General features: G+C 59.0%; 12 protein-coding genes. 2 read left to right on the forward strand and 10 right to left on the reverse strand.

Annotation, left to right across the window (positions count from 1 at the left end):
- Positions 1-40 precede the first annotated feature (40 nt).
- Positions 41-868: a glycoside hydrolase family 16 protein gene (locus KTR60_RS20465; RefSeq protein WP_052416980.1), complete on the forward strand. Its 828-nt coding sequence runs from the start codon at positions 41-43 to the stop codon at positions 866-868.
- 9 nt (positions 869-877) lie between these two features.
- On the opposite strand, the gene KTR60_RS20470 is transcribed toward KTR60_RS20465, so the two are convergent.
- The 7 genes from KTR60_RS20470 to KTR60_RS20500 all read right to left on the reverse strand — a co-directional run bounded on the left by KTR60_RS20470 (position 878) and on the right by KTR60_RS20500 (position 9909).
- On the reverse strand, positions 878-1402 hold the full coding sequence (locus KTR60_RS20470; protein ID WP_144245859.1) for a hypothetical protein: 525 nt from the start codon (positions 1400-1402) through the stop codon (positions 878-880).
- Positions 1403-2131: 729 nt separating this feature from the next.
- Complete coding sequence (locus KTR60_RS20475; RefSeq protein WP_157770437.1) at positions 2132-2860, reverse strand: glycoside hydrolase family 16 protein; 729 nt, start codon at positions 2858-2860, stop codon at positions 2132-2134.
- Between the two features lie 107 nt (positions 2861-2967).
- Entirely contained in the window at positions 2968-4125 is a 1158-nt protein-coding gene (locus KTR60_RS20480; RefSeq protein WP_228401199.1) for a glycosyltransferase family 4 protein, read from the reverse strand.
- Positions 4118-5893, reverse strand: a complete 1776-nt coding sequence (locus tag KTR60_RS20485; RefSeq protein WP_228401200.1) for a hypothetical protein — start codon at positions 5891-5893, stop codon at positions 4118-4120. Before KTR60_RS20485 ends, KTR60_RS20480 begins: the two co-directional genes overlap by 8 nt.
- Entirely contained in the window at positions 5890-7692 is a 1803-nt protein-coding gene (locus KTR60_RS20490) for a glycosyltransferase family 2 protein (RefSeq protein ID WP_228401201.1), read from the reverse strand. Before KTR60_RS20490 ends, KTR60_RS20485 begins: the two co-directional genes overlap by 4 nt.
- Complete coding sequence (locus tag KTR60_RS20495; RefSeq protein ID WP_228401202.1) at positions 7682-8959, reverse strand: hypothetical protein; 1278 nt, start codon at positions 8957-8959, stop codon at positions 7682-7684. The genes KTR60_RS20490 and KTR60_RS20495 overlap by 11 nt, the downstream gene beginning before the upstream one ends.
- Positions 8956-9909: a glycosyltransferase gene (locus KTR60_RS20500; protein WP_228401203.1), complete on the reverse strand. Its 954-nt coding sequence runs from the start codon at positions 9907-9909 to the stop codon at positions 8956-8958. The genes KTR60_RS20495 and KTR60_RS20500 overlap by 4 nt, the downstream gene beginning before the upstream one ends.
- 228 nt (positions 9910-10137) lie before the next feature.
- Between KTR60_RS20500 and KTR60_RS20505 the strand changes: the two genes are divergently transcribed.
- Positions 10138-11064 (forward strand): endonuclease/exonuclease/phosphatase family protein, encoded by a 927-nt coding sequence (locus tag KTR60_RS20505; RefSeq protein ID WP_052416977.1) that lies wholly within the window; start codon positions 10138-10140, stop codon positions 11062-11064.
- Between the two features lie 2215 nt (positions 11065-13279).
- Here the strand turns inward: KTR60_RS20505 and KTR60_RS20510 are convergent.
- The 3 genes from KTR60_RS20510 to mfd form a co-directional block, all read right to left on the reverse strand.
- Positions 13280-14065 carry a glycosyltransferase family 2 protein gene (locus KTR60_RS20510; RefSeq protein WP_064443929.1) on the reverse strand — a complete coding sequence of 262 codons (786 nt, stop codon included), beginning with the start codon at positions 14063-14065 and terminating at the stop codon, positions 13280-13282.
- Positions 14066-14342: 277 nt separating this feature from the next.
- Positions 14343-15230, reverse strand: a complete 888-nt coding sequence (locus KTR60_RS20515) for a MazG family protein (protein WP_228401204.1) — start codon at positions 15228-15230, stop codon at positions 14343-14345.
- A gap of 70 nt (positions 15231-15300) precedes the next feature.
- On the reverse strand, positions 15301-18927 hold the full coding sequence (gene mfd, locus KTR60_RS20520; protein ID WP_228401205.1) for a transcription-repair coupling factor: 3627 nt from the start codon (positions 18925-18927) through the stop codon (positions 15301-15303).
- Between the last annotated feature and the right edge of the window lie 7 nt (positions 18928-18934).

Raw genomic sequence — 18934 nt, forward strand, 5'->3', positions numbered from 1 at the left:
AATGGTCCCGAAGGTGATATCTCGCCCATACGATCTGCGCATGAGAATTTCAGCACTTCTTCGAATTGCCCTTCTTTCAACGACTCTGGCGACGGCAACGATTAGCTTGCCTCCTCTTATGTCGCCAGCACGCGCAGCAGATCGTTTTACGGTCTATGCATACGACGAGTTCAATGGCCCTGCAAATTCAGCCCCCAACCCAGCCATCTGGCGCTACGAAACCGGCGGAGGTTGGGGGAACAACGAAAAGCAGGTGTACACCGACTCGCGGTCCAACTCGAGACTGGATGGGCAAGGAAATCTCCTCATTCAGGCCCAAAAAGTAGGCAACACAATCACTTCCGCACGACTTGGAACTTTCGGCAAGGTCGACTTCACTTACGGACTAGTCGAGGCGCGAATAAAACTGCCAGCAGGAAAGGGCATGCATCCGGCATTCTGGACGCTCGGCACGAATCTATATACAGCCGGTTGGCCCGGCTGTGGCGAAATCGACGCAATCGAAACCATCAACGATGCGAAGACATACACGAGCGCCGTGCACGGCCCTACCAAATCAGGAACACGAGTGACCGGAGTTTGGGACCGCAGTGTCGGCGGCGCACGACCCGGCACCGACTTCACCGCATTCCACACCTACGGGATACTCAAGCGGCCCGGACGAATCGAGACCTACATCGACGGCGTTCGAATGCTGTACCTCGATCGGTCACAGGTATCCGGAGCGGAGGCATGGGTGTTCGACGCTCCCGCATACACCTTACTGAATATTGCCGTTGGTGGAACCTGGCCAGGTTTAACCGATTCAACCACACCTTGGCCATCCACGATGACTGTCGACTACGTACGTTGGTTCCACGAGAACTGATACGCGGAGTTACCGACATTCATCCAGCAGTGCGGTGGGATCGCAAGCGACCGCTCGAAGCACCCTCCTGATCATTTCGGTATCGAATACGTTGCTGTGGAAGGTAACTGAAAAGTGACGTCGCCCATCGATCTCTGCACCGAGGAACGCGATTCCTTCCGCTCCATATGGATCGGTGGCCGCCACACACAGCGGATCGCCTGTCCATCTGATTTCATCCGAATTGGGAAGACGACCTATGTCCGAGTATGAAACCAAGGCGTGAGGCTTGATGCTCACGCTCGCCTCGGCGACCGTGGCGTGGGACCTCCCGAGGACCGAAGCCACAGTCGCCTTCGCGCTGATCGCTGAAAGGGTCAGCAACGGGTGACCCGAAACGAGTGCCCCCGCGATACCCCGACTGACCTCCGACAAAGTCACGGATTCACCCACCGGAACATATTGCCCCACAGCAAAATTACCATTGACCACGGTCGACGGATGCGCATATCTGCGCGCGTCCATCAACACGAGCGCATTGGACGCGGTTTCCACTCCATGACCTCGCAAGGCAGCAAGAAAAACAAACAGTGTTATCGCGCGCAGAGACGCCGACGGTGCGTGCTCGTCGCGCCAGCACACTAGTCGACGTGCAACTTGCGGATCCATCGGGAGCGAAAGACTGACCGGGTTGGGCCGCCAGGGCGTTCGGTGAGTCGCCGAAACCGCCTCAATCCGTGTTCCACGCACGTGAGAATGCCATCGAACGGCCGCTCCGAGCCGCCGAGGATCAGCTGCAAAAGACCGAATAATTGTGCGCGACAAAGGAAGTCTCGACTCCGCTGTATGCAGAGATGAGGGTAGTTGCCCTGATTGAGCGGTGCTGACAAGGGCAGCCCACAATCGCGAACCACCGATCCCGTCGGAGATGCCGTGCGAACCCAAACATGCAACATATTCCCCCGACGCAACGATTCGGATCGACGAGTGCGTCAAATCCGAATTGAATACGGCGGTCGCAAATCTCGAAATGTCCGCCGCGTCGGTGGGCGGAACTTCTTCGACTGCCGCGCCAACAGCATCCGGATCGAACAGCCAACGACGGCGAGAGGAATCCGCGCGCAATCCGAACCTCGTCTGCGGACCGATCCGAGCAATCTCGATCAGCGCGCTCCGCAGATCACTCGACGAGATGACACCAACTGGTCCGCCGATGACGAGCGCACGATCACGAACCCGCATCTGATCAACTGCAGAAATTTTGTACCTAGACATTATTCACTTTCAAGGCGTGAATCGAATCCAGTCGACGGTCAAGGTCGACACCTCCGGGGTGGTTGCATCCGTCGGCCCGGGCCATTCTCCGCCCACCGCTATGTTCATTACGACATAGAACGGCTTGTCGAATACCCATTTGGAGCCGTCCGGCGACTCGCTGCGCAAATACTCGCCCACCATTACACCGTCGATGAAGATCGAGATGGAGTCAGATCTTCTCGTCACCTCGTAGACATGGAAGGTGTCCGAGGCATCACCGCCGAGATAACCATCCGACGACATCTTCCACTTGCCTTCTGTGTGTGCAGAAGGATCGGACCACGGACCGTGGATTGCGTTGTGATACTCAGTGGCATTGTGCACCAACTCCATTACATCGATCTCGCCGCTCTCCGGATAGCCCACCGTCGCCAAATTCTCGCCGAGTAACCAGAATGCCGGATGGATTCCCTGCGCCATCGGGAACTTTATGCGGGCAGAAATCGTGCCCTCGGTGAACGAAAACTTGTCCCTTGTCACGATCCTCGCCGAAGTGAATCCCCCCAGGACCCGACGAGCTTCGAGCACGAGATTACCGTTTCCATCCAAACGCGCGTTTTCGGCGTTGTCGGTATAGATCTGCTTCTCCTGATTTCCCCAACCTCCGCCCCCGACATCGAATCCCCACATCGCCGCGTCAGGAGAATCCCCTGCAGCACCATCGAATTCGTCTGTGCCGAAATCGCTCGAGACCATTCGCATCATTGGACTCGGGGGTTCACCGGTGGTTCACGAAGTAGCCAATAGTAGTGAGGCCACCGAGAGAATCATCCCAGCCCGCACCACGACACGCGTACTCCCACTCATTTCGCAACCCTTCGATAGACGTCAATCAGTCGATCAGCTCGCGCTGAGACCGCGTGGTCCTCCAATACCGACCTGCGTGCACCGGTCACCAACCGAGCGCGAAGCTGCCTGTCATCCAGAAGGGACAGAATTCTCCCGGCCACGTCTGCGGAATCACCCGGTACGGACAGCAGTCCGTTTTCACCATCGACGACGTAATCGAGGAAACCGTCGGTCCGACTGGCCACCACCGGAGTACCAACTGACATCGCTTCGATCGCTATGAGCCCGAAGGGTTCTCGCGCGGAGGGAACACACAGGATGTCAACCGACCGCAAAATGGCCGCAACATCGTTCCGTTGTCCGACAAATCTGACAGCACCAGGAGCCAATTCCGCAGCTTTTCGGCGAAGATTCTCGCCGTAGCGCTCGTTCCCCGGGCTCGACCTGCCAACGATGACCAGATGTAAGTCCTTGCCGCAGGAACGGATCTGGGATACTGCCTCGATCAAGGTGTCGATTCCTTTGACAGGGTCGACCCGTCCAATGACTGCGACCAATGCAGAATCGGGGGCATCGGTGAGCTCAGCTCGCACCGTAGCTGGTCCTGGCGCAAAGACCGCCGAATCGACGCCCTGAGGAACTACTGTCGTCTTTCCCTGAGCCGCCTTCGAAAGCTGCTGCCGTGCAGCATTACTCACTGCGATCGCGGCTGAGGCCCCACGAACGGCCGAACTCAGCAGACTCCGACCTCGCCCCGGGTCGAGTATGTCGTGAATCTCGAGCACAACAGGTGTTCGCGCCAACCTGCCAGCCGCAACGCAATCCAGATGTGACAAGAGCGAATTCGAGTGGACGACATCAGCACGCCGAGCATGTACCAAAAGCTTTGAAACCCACGTCGCAGACCGCGGGATCTGCGACAACAACTTCGCCGGAGTCTGAGAAGCGCCAGAGGAATCACGCAGACCGACACGCGCCCCGTCTGGCATCGGTATGAATTCGAGTCCCATCTCGTTCCACGTCTGTTCGAGCTCACCACCAGAGGGCGCGGCCATGACAACGTTCACACCTTGCTCACCGAGACGTGGGAGCAACCGAATAACACTGTGCTCGATACCCGTGACATCGCGAGTCAGCGTCGACGCAAGAATTCGCAGCCTGCGATCAGCCATCGTTACCACTTTCATCCTTAACGGCCACTCGCTCGAAGACTACGAATCCACTACCTTCGAGGAAGACTTTCCACATCGGGTCCAACCGCATTCGTGCCTCCAGATTCGGCAATGCTTCCCGTGGGGAGAGCCCGAAGTACCAATTGTAGAAAACCATTTGATCGGAAATCGCGAAGTACGTTGTCCGGTGGTCAGCGACGAAGTATTCATTGAACTTCGCGTACTCTTCGTCAGTCGCAAAGTCTGCACCGTAGAAAAGAGTCGCGGCCTCCGGTTGCACATCGAACTTCGGATCGAGGCCGGCCAACCGCAGATAAGCCTGAGTTGGCCGATCAGGCCACGCCGGGGACGGAACCCTCAGTACACCATAGGGATCCGCCGACTCCAACACCTCGGAAGCGCCCTTGACTACTGCAGGTTTCGTCAAGTAGGCGAACCACGCACCAAAATACGCTTCTGATGAAGACAGCGTGACACCGATGAGCAGGATGCCCGCCGCTATTAGCTTCATCCTCGAGGCTCGGCACGCGCGGAGCATCGCAGTGACCGGAAATGCAAGCAGCAGGGAACAACCCACCAAACAGTAAAGATAGACACGAAAGATCGCTTCACCACCATAGCCTTGCCCGGCCAGAATGGCGAGCGGAGAAAACGCGACAATCGCGAGAGCAAGTACCGGCATCTTCTTGCGCCACATGATAATTGCCGTGACCGCGGAGGAAACCAACAGTCCGACAGTCAAGAAACGCATCGTCTTACTTGCAAATGCCTGTCCTGCAGTCGGCGTGAGATTCGCTCCGGCGAGGTTGGACTTCGCGTTCGACGTCACGTCGAAAGAGAATTTCGCAAAGTCACCTGCACTGTCCCAGTTGTAGATGAGGAAACCAATGGCTATTGCAGCGAACACGAATGTCAACCACCACGGCCGAAGCATTCGAAAGATCATGAGCGCCAACATGATCAATCCCATCCAATACGGAGTGAGTTGGTGAGTGACTACTATCGCGCAGAAGACCACGATCATGACGACGACAAGGTTAGGTCGGTCTCGCGAGGATCCAATCAGGGTTAAGAATGCAAGAACTAGGATCAGAGCCAGCGATTGAGGGGCGAAGTAATCCTGCGCCACCCAATTGAGCACCTCGAAGAGAAACGTGGCGGAAATAGCGGTCGGGACATCCAGCCTCCACGCCCTCGCCATGCAGTAGAACAGAATCACCATGAGGAGATGCGCAGCGATCGCGAACCAGTTCGCAACGGTTATGTCCGGCACGCCGGTAACGCGAGAGAACCAAGCCGTTGCCGTGAAGAGGCCAGGCCACCCGTTGTACACATCGACACCTCGTGCCAGGAAATGGCTTCGCTGGATCAGATCCGTGACCCCAAGATGCTTGTACGTCCAGGTATACAGCGGCACATCGGACGCCATGAGTGTCGCAGTCCTCTGCACGAGCGCAACAATCACCACCGCGCCGAACGCTGCACGGTCGTTCCTTCGTGACATTGCGACTGCGAAGCCGATCACCGACAAAGTGATTGCACCGGCGAAGAACGGTGACGCCGCGAACAGCAGGCCGAAATCCGACGCCTGTGCAGTCGACAGCGAAGGGGCAGCGATCCACCAACTCACCAGTGCTGCAACGAGAATCCCCCACGAAATCCAATCGCGCCTCTTTCTGTCGGATACGACAGCAATCGTCAGCCGGTCAGTCGGAGCATCATATGACTTCGTCGACGACAGCTCGTTACGCTCCTTCAATCTCGTCATAACCGCCGGAACCCCGACAGGACAGCCCCGATACGTCGCTTGAGGTTTTCGCGACCGGAAACTTCCGGGCGAGAATCGAGGGTGAGAAGTCGAACTAGAGATGCTCCGATGGTAGCGAGACTGGGAATCACGAGCTGCGAAAAGGGATAGTACTCCTCGATTGTGGTCATCAGGAATGTCATCAGCACGACGATCGAGATCCCCAGGGCCGGAACAGCTGCGACCCGTACGTAGCCAGGTTGATCAGGCATGTACGACATAATTGCCGCACCCGGGCCGACCGCGACAAAAACGATCACGGCTACACCGGTGAGAGCGCCGATCGCGCCCAGGCCGGCGCCGACCAGACCACAAACTCCACCGACCAATCCCAGAATTGCCAGTCTGTGCTCGTCGGTCGGCCACCGCGCGTCAACCATCGCAGTCGCCCGACGAATCGACCTAGCGCCGGGAAATTCGACGGCTATCGAACTGCGCACCGGGCGCGTTCCCTTCGGGAGAAGTGGTCGCCCCCGCAATCCCCCCAAACGCGAGCGCACCAACGCTGCGGGGCCTCGCAACAATGCGCGCCGCTCGATCCAAGGCAATTTGTCAAGATCGGGTGTAAGTCGAATCTGACCTTCTTCAGGTTGGGAGACGCTCCCGAAGTGCGAAAGTCCCTTGACCATACGCGTCGCCAACATCATCGCTATTCGCGGATCCATAACGAGTTTCGTCAACCAGGCTCCCAAGCCGAGGCCGTAGTCGGCCATCTGTTTACTCAATCCCGCTGAATCGATGCGATGGCGGTGCCAGACTCGCGCAGCAGGCGCGTAGACCAGCGCACCCCCGTCGAGAATGACCCTGACGAACATGTCGATATCTTCACCGCCGCCTGACGGCGATCCCACCCCTAGCCCCTCGTCGAATCCGCCGAGTTCGAGCATCACGGATCGTCTAACCGCGAAATTGGCACCCGTCCCGAAATCGCCCACACGGAAAGGGAACAGAGCGTCGTTCTCAGGCGGAGCTGACAAGCGGTACGTCGTTCGCACAAGATTCTTCGACCAACTCACGCGACGATCGAAAAAGGCTTGAGCAGGAGTCGATACCTCACCTGTCGGCACGAGACCTGTGACGATGTGGACGTCCTCCGCGACTGCGAATCCGCCGACCAACTCACGGAGCCAGTCCTTGTCAATCACGACATCGTCATCCGTAAATGCCACGAACTCTTCAGTGGCCGCAACTAGGCCTATGTTTCGTGCCTTGGACAGGCCACGTTCCGGCGCATCAACGATCCGAACTCCGGCAAAAGCGTCCACTATCGGCGGTGTCAACCCGGACGAGGGATCGTTGTCCACGACAAGCACGTCGTAGTTTCGGTAGTCGAGATCGGCGAGTGAAGTCAAAACTTCACGGAGCATATCCGGTCGATTCATCGTGCAAATGATCAATGTGACAGGCACTTCGGGAGCCGGTGAAGTGGTTACAGGCTCGGAATCCGGCAAGTAGGCCAGTACTTCCTTCGATCTGATCATTCCGTTCGCGACTTGAACCTCGACAAAGGCAAATGATCCGTTGAGTCGGGCGACCAGCAGGCGAGCACGTCCGTACGCTGTTCCCCCGGTCAATTCGATGACACTCGATGCAAGTAGCTCCCACTCGTCCACCTGACCTATCCAAATGGCCCCTGCCCACAATTCGATTCCGGCCGTCGGCGTCATCACCGGATCGAGATTCGTGAGTCCATCACGCCGAAGGCCCTGTGCGGCTGGCTCACCGGCGTCCTGATTTCTGACATCTTCTTCAAACCTCATACTGAAACACCCGCCTTCTTATTGCATCTCGACGCCGAGCTATCCCGAAGACTGCGGCGATGCTAGCCGCCGTCTGGGCCACACCGACCGCAACCGCAGCACCCACAGCTCCCCAGAGAAAGCACGCGAAAGGCAAGACCACCATGAGAAGTCCGGCGAACAGACCGTTGATGACCACCAATGGTCCGATCTCGCGCCTCGCTCGCTGCAACGCAGACCACACCACGAACATCGTTCTCATCAACGACCCGATCGCAAGGATGATCACGACAAGTTCGGCATCCAAATCCAGATACTCGGGATCGAGTATTCCGAAGATAATCGGTGCACCCAGCGAGACCAATACCCCGCCCACAGCGACCAGAACAGAAACCCTCACAAACAAAACCAACGCCATCTTGGAACCATCTTTCGGGTTCTTCGAGGCGTGAACCACGAGGGAAGTCCCCATGGCAGAGCCGACGAATTCGAGGGTCTGTGCGATGCTCATCGAAAGAGAGAAAACTGCGCCCTGAACTGGACCGGAATAGGCGGTGACGAGAAATGGCATCAGAAGGATCACCCCGACACCCATGGCTTGGGTCGGGACAGCTTGCCTGCACATTCTCACGACCTCAGCCGACGCGTTGCCTTCAGTCCACAGGCCAGGGGGCGAGGTAGCCGATCGCCGTTCGACGATACGGCCGATCATCAACCGCATGAACACAACCGACGCTCCGCCTACCACGACCGTCGACATGACCACCGGTTGCCAATTCGCTAACCACACCAACGCGAGAAGAACACCAATGCGACCAGCGCTGACGATCCCGTTGATCAAGGGCAGCTTCCGGGACTCGTCCAAACTGGTCAAAGTGCTGTTCTGCAGAATGAACATGCCCCAGACGACAACACCCACAAACACTAGGCAGGCAACCGGAATCGAGCCCCTCACTTCCGGAATGAACCAAACCGCCGCGACTGCTGCAATGACGCCCACAGGAACCGACAACATGTAGAACACCCGCAGACCTCGCCGGTGCACGGCGCCGAGGCTTGCACCTGCTGCGGGCATCATCGAATTGAAGACATCGCCGACTCCGGTACCGATTACCATTGCCGGAGCGGTAACGAGCGCAAGCAGCGCTGTCATGACGCCCAGCTGTGCCGGCGGTAAAACTACAGCCGCGACTGCCCAAAATCCCATGCCTAGTGCGGCATTGATGACCTGGGACGACGCCATCGACGCTGCATCCGCGTAGATTCGCGGCCCCTTGTTCGTCATCACGGGCCTACAAAGTGCCGACGCCTGCACATGATGGCGGACAGGGCGCCCATACCCGCCGAAACGATTCCGGCAACTACGGCCCCTGCCCTCGACAGGGACACCCGACCCCCCAAGACGTATCGCCGAAGCCCGCTGGTGAGAACACTGCGCACGTAGTCACGCTCATCGTCGAGTTCCTCCGAGCCGTTCCGGTCGTCTCGCAGTTCGATCTTTCCCTTCCCCTCGGAATAGCAGCGGGCCAGGAAGAAGCGAAACGTGCTGCGTTCCAAAGGAATATCGTGATCGATCACCGATGTCGGCACGTACATCCAATGAAAGTCGTTGCCAAGTTCCGCCATTCGGATACACAGGTCGGTATCCTCGGGTTGCGATCGCTCGCCGCTCTTGCCGAACCCGACTCGAAATCCTCCGACCGCGCGGAAAGCCGCTGTACGAACGGCCATGCTGCCACTCCAGACGTTGCGAACACGGGAGGTCTCGATCGGCATTCCGTGAAACGATTCTCCGACGACCCACCCGAATTCGTCCGGAAACCAATTAGGCTTGGGTGATCGCCATACTGCCCTGTACCGTCCGCCCGTCCCGACGACCCGCTCGTCCGCGAACGGTTTGATCAGCTCCGACAACCAGCTGCTGTCAGCAATCTCGTCGTCATCGATGAAGGCAGTGTAGGGCGTCGACACGACAGCAACTCCAGCGTTGCGAGCGCCAGACGCACCTCGAGGCCCGTCCTCGTAGGAGATCACACAGATGCCCGGCATTTCGCGGCGCAAGGTGTGCGCGAGCGAGCGATTGTGGTCGACCGCAACGATGATCTCGGCAGGCTGCAAGGTCTGCGCTGCAATCGAATGAACAGCAGCAACTATCCCCCGCAACCGCTCCATCGAATAACAAGCCATGACGACGCTTACCGCACCGCTATTCGAATTGAGGTCATGTCGTGTGACCATGGTCACGTCTCCAATCATCGTGCCGGCCGATTTCCCGTCCCGCTCGCGTCCGGACCACCGCCTGGACACACAGACCAAAACATCTCAGTCGCCACAAAAGCCCAGATTGACAGACTATCGGTCTGTTCTTTGGCTATTTACTTGACGGTTCCCCCGCCGACTGTCGTGGACCAATGTACCCCAGTAACGTCCCAGCGATCATTTCACCGATGCGGTACAACCGAGGTTGTGACGTTTCTGAAATGGGCATGCTGGACCACCCTCGTCGTGGGCGCAGGACTGCTCGTCCTTCGATACTTGCCGCTACGCAACCCCGCACTGCTTTCACTGGTGATCGCAGTGCCATACCTACCGCTCGCAATGGTGCCTGCAACGCTGACATTGCTCGCCACTCGCGAGTGGGTCGGCTCGATCATCGGGCTGGCGATGATCATGTTTGCAATCGGCACACAGGTCGCGGTGCCCGTCACCCCGCCTCGGACAGGCGAGGCCATGCGAATCATGTCGATCAATGTCGCAAAGGGTGCGGCCGACGTGGACGCAGTCGTCGATGCAGCGAGACTTCACAACGTCGACGCTGTCGCGGTACAGGAATTGACCCCGGCCTTTGCGGCCGCACTGGAAGTTGCAGGAATGCCCGGGATCTTCCCGTTCAGCGTCATCCGGCCAGACAATGACGCACGAGGAACCGGACTGTGGAGCCGATTCCCGATCAGCGAACCCCGTCAAATGGAAGGGTTCGGGTTTGCCTGCGTCGCAGGAACAATCGAATTCAAAGGCGGAAAATACGACCTGGTGGCGACACACATCACAGCCCCGATACAAGATCAGGATTCCACGAACTGGATCAATGAACTCGCACAAATCCGCGCACTATTGGACACGAATCTCAACCCACTCGTTATCGCCGGCGACTTCAACGCAACCGTCGATCACAGACAGTTTCGAGGTTTACTGCATGGTGGAACGCAGGATGCCGCGAGGCAGGCTGGTCGGTTCTACGTGAACACCTTTCCCGCGAACTGGTCGTGGCCGCCATTCGCCGCTCTCGACCATATTCTCGTCCCGCCCGAACTGACGGCGACAACGTTCGATACCGTCGAGATCGCTGGCTCCGACCACCTCGCAATCGTGAGCACACTCGTTCAGCGCTGACGAAAGTCAACTTTCCGCAACTGTCTGGCAATTTCCAAAACAAACCTGTAGATTGTTTTGGGGCAGATCAGCTGTCGATGAGTACGTTCTCGACTGAGGACATCCTCTCAGTCCAATCGGATGTCGAAGGATTCAGATGCGGTTAGCGCGCGGTCACGTCGAACCGGCAAGCTCGACATGTCATTTCGGAGCGTCACCGAGCACTGCTGGGAACACCATCGAGATAAACAAGAGCGCATCCTCAACGCATGTGGCCACCGATGGCGGAAAGTTCACGACTTGGTTCGGCAACGAGGCTTCGCCACTGTTCGGCACACTGCACGTTCCGGCTGGGGGCACAGCACGCGGAGGGGTCGTGCTGTGCCCTCCGATCGGAAAGGAGCATGTCGATTCTTATCGCGGCCTGATGCTCCTGGCTCAAAAACTTTGCGCGCAGGGCATGTTAGTCCTTCGGTTCGACTATCTAGGCACAGGTGACTCGTCCGGTGAACAGACCCGAGAAGACGCTGTCCAGATATGGGAGTCGAGCGTCGTGGAGGCTGCTGAGTTTCTCCAGTCCTGCGGAGTTCGCGAGATCACACTGGTCGGGCTGCGAGTAGGCGCGTTGGTCGCAACTTCCGCGGCGTCGAGGATACGAGATATGACGACGCTGGTACTTTGGGACCCCGTCATCCGTGGGCGCACGTTCGTTCAGCAGCAGAAGGCATTGAATCGGCTCACAGCGGCCCCCGATGCCGACGATCCACTCATCCCGCTCGTCGGGATGTCGGTGCACCCACTTGCTGCACAACGTCTTTCGGGTATGAATCTCACTGCGCTCCCCATCGACCCTTCAATTAAGGTCCTAGTTGCGTCGCGGCCAGAGCACGCCGACACTGCACGAGTAAGACAACTCGTAGAATCACTGTCAGCTGACCACATGAACATCGACGGCCAGGCCCCCTTCATCGAGCCAGCCGACTTCGCGGTCCAAATACCCTGGCATACAGTGTCTTCTCTGGCGCAATGGATTGGCGATTCGACGCGCTCGCCACGCACAAGTGTCACCGCACATCTTCGTCATTCCACGACCTTGTTGAACTCTCAGTTCGAAATCCCGATCACCGAATACATCTCCTACGCCGGCACGAACCGTATGCTGACTATCCGCACAGCGCCGGCCTCGAGCATCCCCGGCGGCCCGACTCTAGTTCTATATGGCACCGCGTCCGAACACCGGATCGGTCCCAGTCGCCTTTGGGTTGAGTTGGCAAGAGAGTTGGCAGGCTACGGAATCACGACTATCCGCTTCGACCGCACTTCAACCGGCGAAACGACCGCTGCGCAGGATCGAGAAATCAGCACCATCTACACACCCGAGCAACGCGCTGATGGCGTAGAGGCGGCCAGAAACGCTGGCGTGTGCCCAGAAAACCTGGTAGTTGCCGGCTTGTGCTCCGGATCGTGGAGTGCCGCAATCGCTGCCGCAGAACTCGGAGCAAATCGCGCAATACTAGTCAACCCCCTTCGGTGGACTACGCGACAATTAGAGTTCACGCGAAGCCAGTCTCTCGCGCCTGCAGAATGCTCGCGAGGAACCTTCGCGCTTCGAGCACACAACTGGGCCGTCAGGTTCAAGGACAAGCTTCGTGACCGATTGCCGTATCGCGTCTGGCTCGCATTGGGTCGGATTGGTCTCGTGCAGGTCCCAGAGGTGCTTCTCGCGCCGTTGGTCCAAGCAGGCGTCGCAACGACAGTGCTTGTATCACCAACCGATGAGGAATGGTTTAACGAGAATCGCGGTCGCAGCGGAGTCCAACGCCTACGGAAAGCGTTCGGCACCATCGAGATTCGACAGCTTTCGCAGGGTGATCACGCGTTGATCGGACCAAGGATTCGCGCCTCGGTTCACAAGGAAATGAAGAATTCAATCTTGACGACGTTTGGAATCCCGAGTTCACGACTACTCTCAGTGCCGCCGGAGGCTTTGAGTGATTCGGCTCAGGAGACCACTGCTGCGGCGAAATCGAGTGCATTCACATAAGCCACAATCACTCCCCGACCGCAAGTGCCGGTGGGCGTCATTTGCATGTCCGCAGCGACACTGCAGATTCGAACCGGTGAGGCGAAATGTCGACATCCAACAATGTTGGCACATCGAGATCGTCTCGTGCGGGGATTGAACGTAGGAAGGCCCTCCCGCCGGACAGGTGGGAGGGCCTTCGCCAGTCACCGACTACTTTGCGCGAGCCGCTTCCCGTAGCGGAACCCGACGCTCACTCCGGATGGTTCGCAGTACTCGAAATCCGTCACGTACTGCGTTGAGATTGCTCTCGCCATAGATACGGTCGCGCTCGTAGCTCGGCACTTCGGATATCTTCAGTCCTGCATTGGCTACCCGAACATTGATCAAGGTTTCGATCTCGAAACCGTCGCCCCATTGCGCCTCCGCGGTACCAGTCTCCGGCAGGTTCATGACAGGTATGTGGCGACGCCAGAACGCGTTGTAGCCGTAGCATAGGTCGCTGAAAGACGCACGGAACTTGATGTTTACGATTCCATTCAGTGCTTTGTTTCCAAGTTTACGAGAAAAAGTGATGTCATCGCTCCCCCCTCCTTGCGCAAACCGTGTCCCCTTGGCAAAGTCGGCCCCCTGCACAAGCGCATCGACGAACAAAGGAATCTCCGCAGGGTCCGTCGAACCGTCAGCGTCGATCATGACGACAATGTCACTCGTTGCCGCCCGAAATCCACATGCGAGTGCGTTGCCTTTCCCTCGTCTCGTCTGCGTTACGATCGTCGCCTTCGGCCACAACCGCTTGGCAACATCCACCGAATCATCGACCGAATGGCCATCGACGAAAACGATCTCATCGATTCCGTCAGGCATCCGTTCTGCAACGTAAGGCAGATTTTTCGCCTCATTCATCGCCGGCACCACCACCGTCACAGAGGGACGCTGTGAAGCCGGTGCATGCTCCTGCTCGGATATCTGGATGCGGTCAGTTGTGTCCACGCTCATTGGTCCTCTGTCTCCCCGGTTGCGTCCCCCGCCAGATATCAAAAACGGTGAACCTTTGGCTTCAAGCAAATAGTTGGCCAACCGCCGAACGCCCCACCGTCCGACGAAGACTGGCTCGCCTCTCGCTTGACCTGTACCGAACCAACGGTTGGTACCCCCAACCCTGCACGTAGAGCGGCACGGTTTGCTTGTCTGGAGATAAACATACCTTGAGTTTGTTTATTTCGCAGCCTCGAACTCAGGTGACCTTCCACTCAGCTACAGAACGGCAATCAAATCACGGGAGCCGCCGAATTCGCCAAGCATCAGCCCACCGTGCGGTCGAACGAGCAGAAGGCTCCTCGCCCTGCACATTCACCGAATTTCTCGCCGACGACTGAATCATCGACTCCGCATCACGAAAGTGTTCAGCAAAGCGCTGAGCCTCGAGGCGAAGAGCCTCGTCGGCGTCAAGGGACCGCGCAACCGCGTCCCGCAACTCAACCGGTACCAGGTCCTCGGGGAACCCTCCACGGACAGCCCTCTTCACATACTGCTCAGCCAGCATCGCTGCGGGTTGGCTTTGTGCAATGCCGTCGAGCTCTGAGGCACGCGACTTCTCCTCCGCCTTTCGCTGATCCCATGCTCGCTCCTGCGCCGCAATGTCGACCGACTCCGACGGTTCGCCGGCCAGGTGTGGGCTCCGGTGGCAGAGTTTCGCCACCAATGCGCCGGCAATCGTGTCTATGTCGACTGGCGGTGCAGTTGGCTCGCACTCCGCTATCCGTGCATGAAACAACACCTGCAACAAAAGGTCACCGAGTTCCTCGTTCAGCGCCTCGCGGTCGCCGGCCAGAATCGCATCGAGCACCTCATACGTCTCTTCCAGGAGGTAGTTCGACAAGCTCTCGTGAGTCTGAGCAACCTCCCAGCCGCCAAAACTCCACATCCGGTCCATCAACGCACTCGCTGCGACAAGTCCGTCGCCCTTCACGCTTTCAGCGGCAATCAAACGTGCACCATCCTTGAGCCTGCTGCGCGCCGCCTCACACTCGCGGTCGGTCGTCACCAATACCCGGGCGCCGGGTACAGACTCGGCAAATCGGTCCCGAACCTGCGATGGCACATCTTCGGCAATCTCGACAGGACCGGCGAGGGCAGTCAAGGCATCAATTGGAACGGACATGGGGCGAAACGGGTCGAGCACGACCACAGTCGGCTGGTGGTCGCCATCTGATATCTCGTTCACCGTGTGCTCACGCCTCGACCAGGACGGCACCGGCGGCGCGCCCGTCAATCGCCAGGATGAAGTCCACGATGTACTGGAGCAATTCGACGTCCCGCAGGCGATCCGAGCCGACTCCGCCGGTGCGAGGCAGCGGGAGTTGCACGAGCCCGGTCGTTGCCCGGTACTGCGCGCTCGGATAGATCCTCTTGAGCCTGATCTGTTTGGAATCGGGCAGTGACATAGGCGAGATCTTGAGCTGAGTTCCGGTGACGGCGACTTCCTCCAGTTGATACTCGCGGCAGAGCAGTCGAAGCTTGGCCACCGAGATCAGCCGTCGAACCTCTTCGGGCAGTGGGCCGTAGCGATCGACCAGTTCTTCGACTACGGCAGCGATGCCGTCGGAATCAGTTGCCGCAGCGAGCTTGCGGTACCCCTCCAACCTGAGCCTGTCACTGGTGACGTAGTCGGGCGGGATGTGTGCGTCCACCGGTAGGTCGATCCGGACTTCCTTCGTGCCCTCGTCCATGGTGATCGGTTTGCCGTCGGCTGCAGCCCGGAAGGCTTCGACCGCCTCACCGACCAGCCTGACGTACAGATCGAACCCGACCCCCGCGACGTGGCCGGACTGCTCTGCGCCCAGAACGTTTCCGGCTCCACGGATTTCGAGGTCCTTCATCGCGACGGCCATACCCGCGCCGAGGTCCGAATTCTGCGAAATCGTTGCCAGTCGGTCGTATGCCGTTTCCGTCAAAGGCTTTTCGGCCGGGTACAGGAAATAGGCGTATCCACGTTCACGACTACGCCCGACGCGTCCGCGAAGCTGATGCAACTGCGAGAGGCCCAGCGAATCCGCGCGTTCGACGATCAGTGTGTTCGCGTTCGAGATGTCCAGACCGGTTTCGATGATCGTGGTACAGACCAACACGTCGAAGTCGCGTTCCCAGAATCCTTGCACGGTCTTTTCGAGAGTGTCCTCGTTCATCTGACCGTGCGCGACGACGACGCGAGCCTCCGGGACGAGTTCGCGGATCTTCTTGGCTGCCTTGTCGATCGAGCTGACACGGTTGTGAACGTAGAAGACCTGACCGTCGCGCAGAAGTTCACGCCGGATGGCCGCGGCAACCTGCTTGTCCGCATACGCGCCGACGTACGTGAGGATAGGATGACGTTCTTCCGGCGGTGTGAGGATCGTGGACATTTCGCGGATCCCGGCCATGCTCATCTCGAGAGTACGAGGAATCGGGGTAGCCGACATCGTCAGGACGTCGACGTGGGTGCGTAACGCCTTGATGTGTTCCTTGTGCTCGACTCCGAATCGCTGTTCCTCGTCGACGATCACAAGCCCGAGGTCCTTCCAGCGAATACCGGTCTGCAGCAACCTGTGAGTACCGACGACGATGTCGATCTCACCTTCCGCCATGCCGGCGATGATTTCCTTCGAGTCCTTGGCGTCGGTGAACCGGGACAGCCCTCGCACCTTCACCGGGAACGACGCCATTCGTTCGGTGAAGGTCTGAAGATGTTGCTGTGCAAGCAGAGTCGTCGGCACCAGCACCGCCACTTGCTTGCCGTCCTGCACTGCCTTGAACGCGGCGCGGACGGCGATCTCCGTCTTGCCGTACCCGACGTCACCGATGACCACCCGGTCCATCGGAACCGGCTTCTCCATGTCGGCCTTGACCTCACTGATAACGGTCAACTGGTCGATCGTCTCGGTGAACGCGAATGCGTCTTCGAGTTCCTTCTGCCACGGTGTGTCCGGGCCGAACGCATGCCCGGGAGCAGCCTGACGCGCTGCGTAGAGCTGAACCAGCTCGCCCGCGATCTCACGAACTGCCTTGCGGGCCTTACGCTTTGTGTTTGCCCAGTCGGATCCACCGAGCTTGCTCAGCGCCGGCAACTCCCCACCGACGTATCGGGAGAGTTGATCGAGCGATTCCATCGGGACGAACAGACGATCGCCCGGATGACCGCGCTTGCTCGGCGCGTATTCGATGACCAGGTATTCACGACGCGCCCCACCGATGGTGCGTTCGACCATTTCGACGAACCGGCCGATACCGTGCTGATCATGCACGACCATGTCCCCTGCCGACAGCGCGAGGGGATCAACCTGATTGCGGCGCTTGGCCGGCAAGCGCTTTCCGTCGCCGACCGCAGCAACGCGGTTGCCGGTCAGATCGGACTCGGTGACGATCACCATCCCAGGCGTCGAGTCGTCGCCGGCGAGTACCAGTCCGTCGTGCAGTGATCCGCGGAGCACCGCGACCTGTCCACGGGCGGGGGTAGCGCCGGCATCGAGCATCTTGGCGGGCACTTCGGCTTCACCGAGTCGCTCCACGACGCGGCTTGCGGTTCCGGCACCTGCCACCACGATCGCCGCGCGACCGCCCGTGCTCACGTGCGCCCGAAGGCTGACGAACAGCTCGGCCAACAGGTCGTCGGAACCGCGCACCTGCGGTGCCGCATGCACCGGGAGTTCGAGTTCTTCACCGTTTCCCGACGCCAGCGGGCTGACTGTCCACCAGGGTCGGCCGGCAGCTTCGGCAGATTCGCGAACATGACGAAGCGACCGGTACGCGGAGGCACCGAGATCGACTCCTCCGCCGTTGAGGATCGACGTGTCGAGCGGTGCAGCGCCGCCGATCGACGCCGCCGTCCACGATGCTTCCAAGAATTCCTGGCCGGTGCGCACCAGGTCGGTGGCGCGGGTGCGCACCTTTTCCGGATCACACAGAAGAATGTGCGCCCCTTCAGGAAGTACATCGGAAAGTAGCTGCAGTTCACCGGGTTTGAGAACCGGGAGCAGAGCTTCCATCCCCTCGACGGGGATACCTGCCGAGATCTTGTCCAGCATCTCGACCAACGACGCGTCAGCCTGGTTCTCAGCAGCGAGTGCGGCAGCTCGATCACGAACATCAGCTGTCAAAATCAGTTCACGACACGGCGGCGCGATCACGGAATCGACGTCGACGTCCGCTAGCGAACGCTGATCGGCAACTGAGAAGTAGCGAAGCTCCGATACCTCGTCACCCCAGAATTCGATACGGACCGGATGATCCGCCGTCGGCGAGAACAGGTCGAGAATGCCACCACGGACCGCGAACTCACCACGCTTTCCCACCATGTCGACGCGGCTGTACGCCATCTCCACCAGACGAACCAGAACGGAATCGAAATCGATCTCGGTGCCGACGCGCAACGTGATCGGTTCTATCTCGCCCAGGCCTGGCGCCATCGGCTGAACGAGAGAGCGCACCGTGGTGACGATCACCCGAAGTGGCGATCCGTACGAGGCGTCGTCTGGTCTGGCGAGTCTGCGCAGTACCTCCACCCGTCGCCCAACGGTATCCGCGCTCGGCGACAATCGCTCGTGCGGCAATGTTTCCCACGACGGGAACTGCGCCACGCCTCCACCGAGCATCTCGGTGAGTTCCGAAGTGAGATCGTCGGCTTCACGACCGGTGGCCGTCACCAGCAGCACCGGCGTGCGAGCGGCGAGTGCAGCGGCGATGAACGGTCGAGCCGGCTTCGGAGCCACGATGTCCAAGGCGGCCGAGCCGATGGATTCGATCACCGGAGTGAACGCGGCATCTGCGAGGGCGACCTCGGCGAGTCCAGCGAGCGCAGTCTGGGCAGAGGACAAGGAAGTCAACGAACGC

Source organism: Rhodococcus sp. C1, from assembly GCF_020809065.1.
GTDB classification, from domain to species: Bacteria; Actinomycetota; Actinomycetes; order Mycobacteriales; family Mycobacteriaceae; genus Rhodococcus_F; species Rhodococcus_F qingshengii.

Bases quoted from the DNA above. Each gene is read 5' to 3' on its own strand.
- KTR60_RS20465 (WP_052416980.1), top strand. From the start codon at position 41: ATGAGAATTTCAGCACTTCTTCGAATTGCCCTTCTTTCAACGACTCTG.
- KTR60_RS20475 (WP_157770437.1), bottom strand. From the start codon at position 2,860: ATGGTCTCGAGCGATTTCGGCACAGACGAATTCGATGGTGCTGCAGGG.
- KTR60_RS20480 (WP_228401199.1), bottom strand. From the start codon at position 4,125: ATGGCTGATCGCAGGCTGCGAATTCTTGCGTCGACGCTGACTCGCGAT.
- KTR60_RS20485 (WP_228401200.1), bottom strand. From the start codon at position 5,893: ATGACGAGATTGAAGGAGCGTAACGAGCTGTCGTCGACGAAGTCATAT.
- KTR60_RS20490 (WP_228401201.1), bottom strand. From the start codon at position 7,692: ATGAGGTTTGAAGAAGATGTCAGAAATCAGGACGCCGGTGAGCCAGCC.
- KTR60_RS20500 (WP_228401203.1), bottom strand. From the start codon at position 9,909: ATGGTCACACGACATGACCTCAATTCGAATAGCGGTGCGGTAAGCGTC.
- KTR60_RS20510 (WP_064443929.1), bottom strand. From the start codon at position 14,065: ATGAGCGTGGACACAACTGACCGCATCCAGATATCCGAGCAGGAGCAT.
- KTR60_RS20515 (WP_228401204.1), bottom strand. From the start codon at position 15,230: ATGTCCGTTCCAATTGATGCCTTGACTGCCCTCGCCGGTCCTGTCGAG.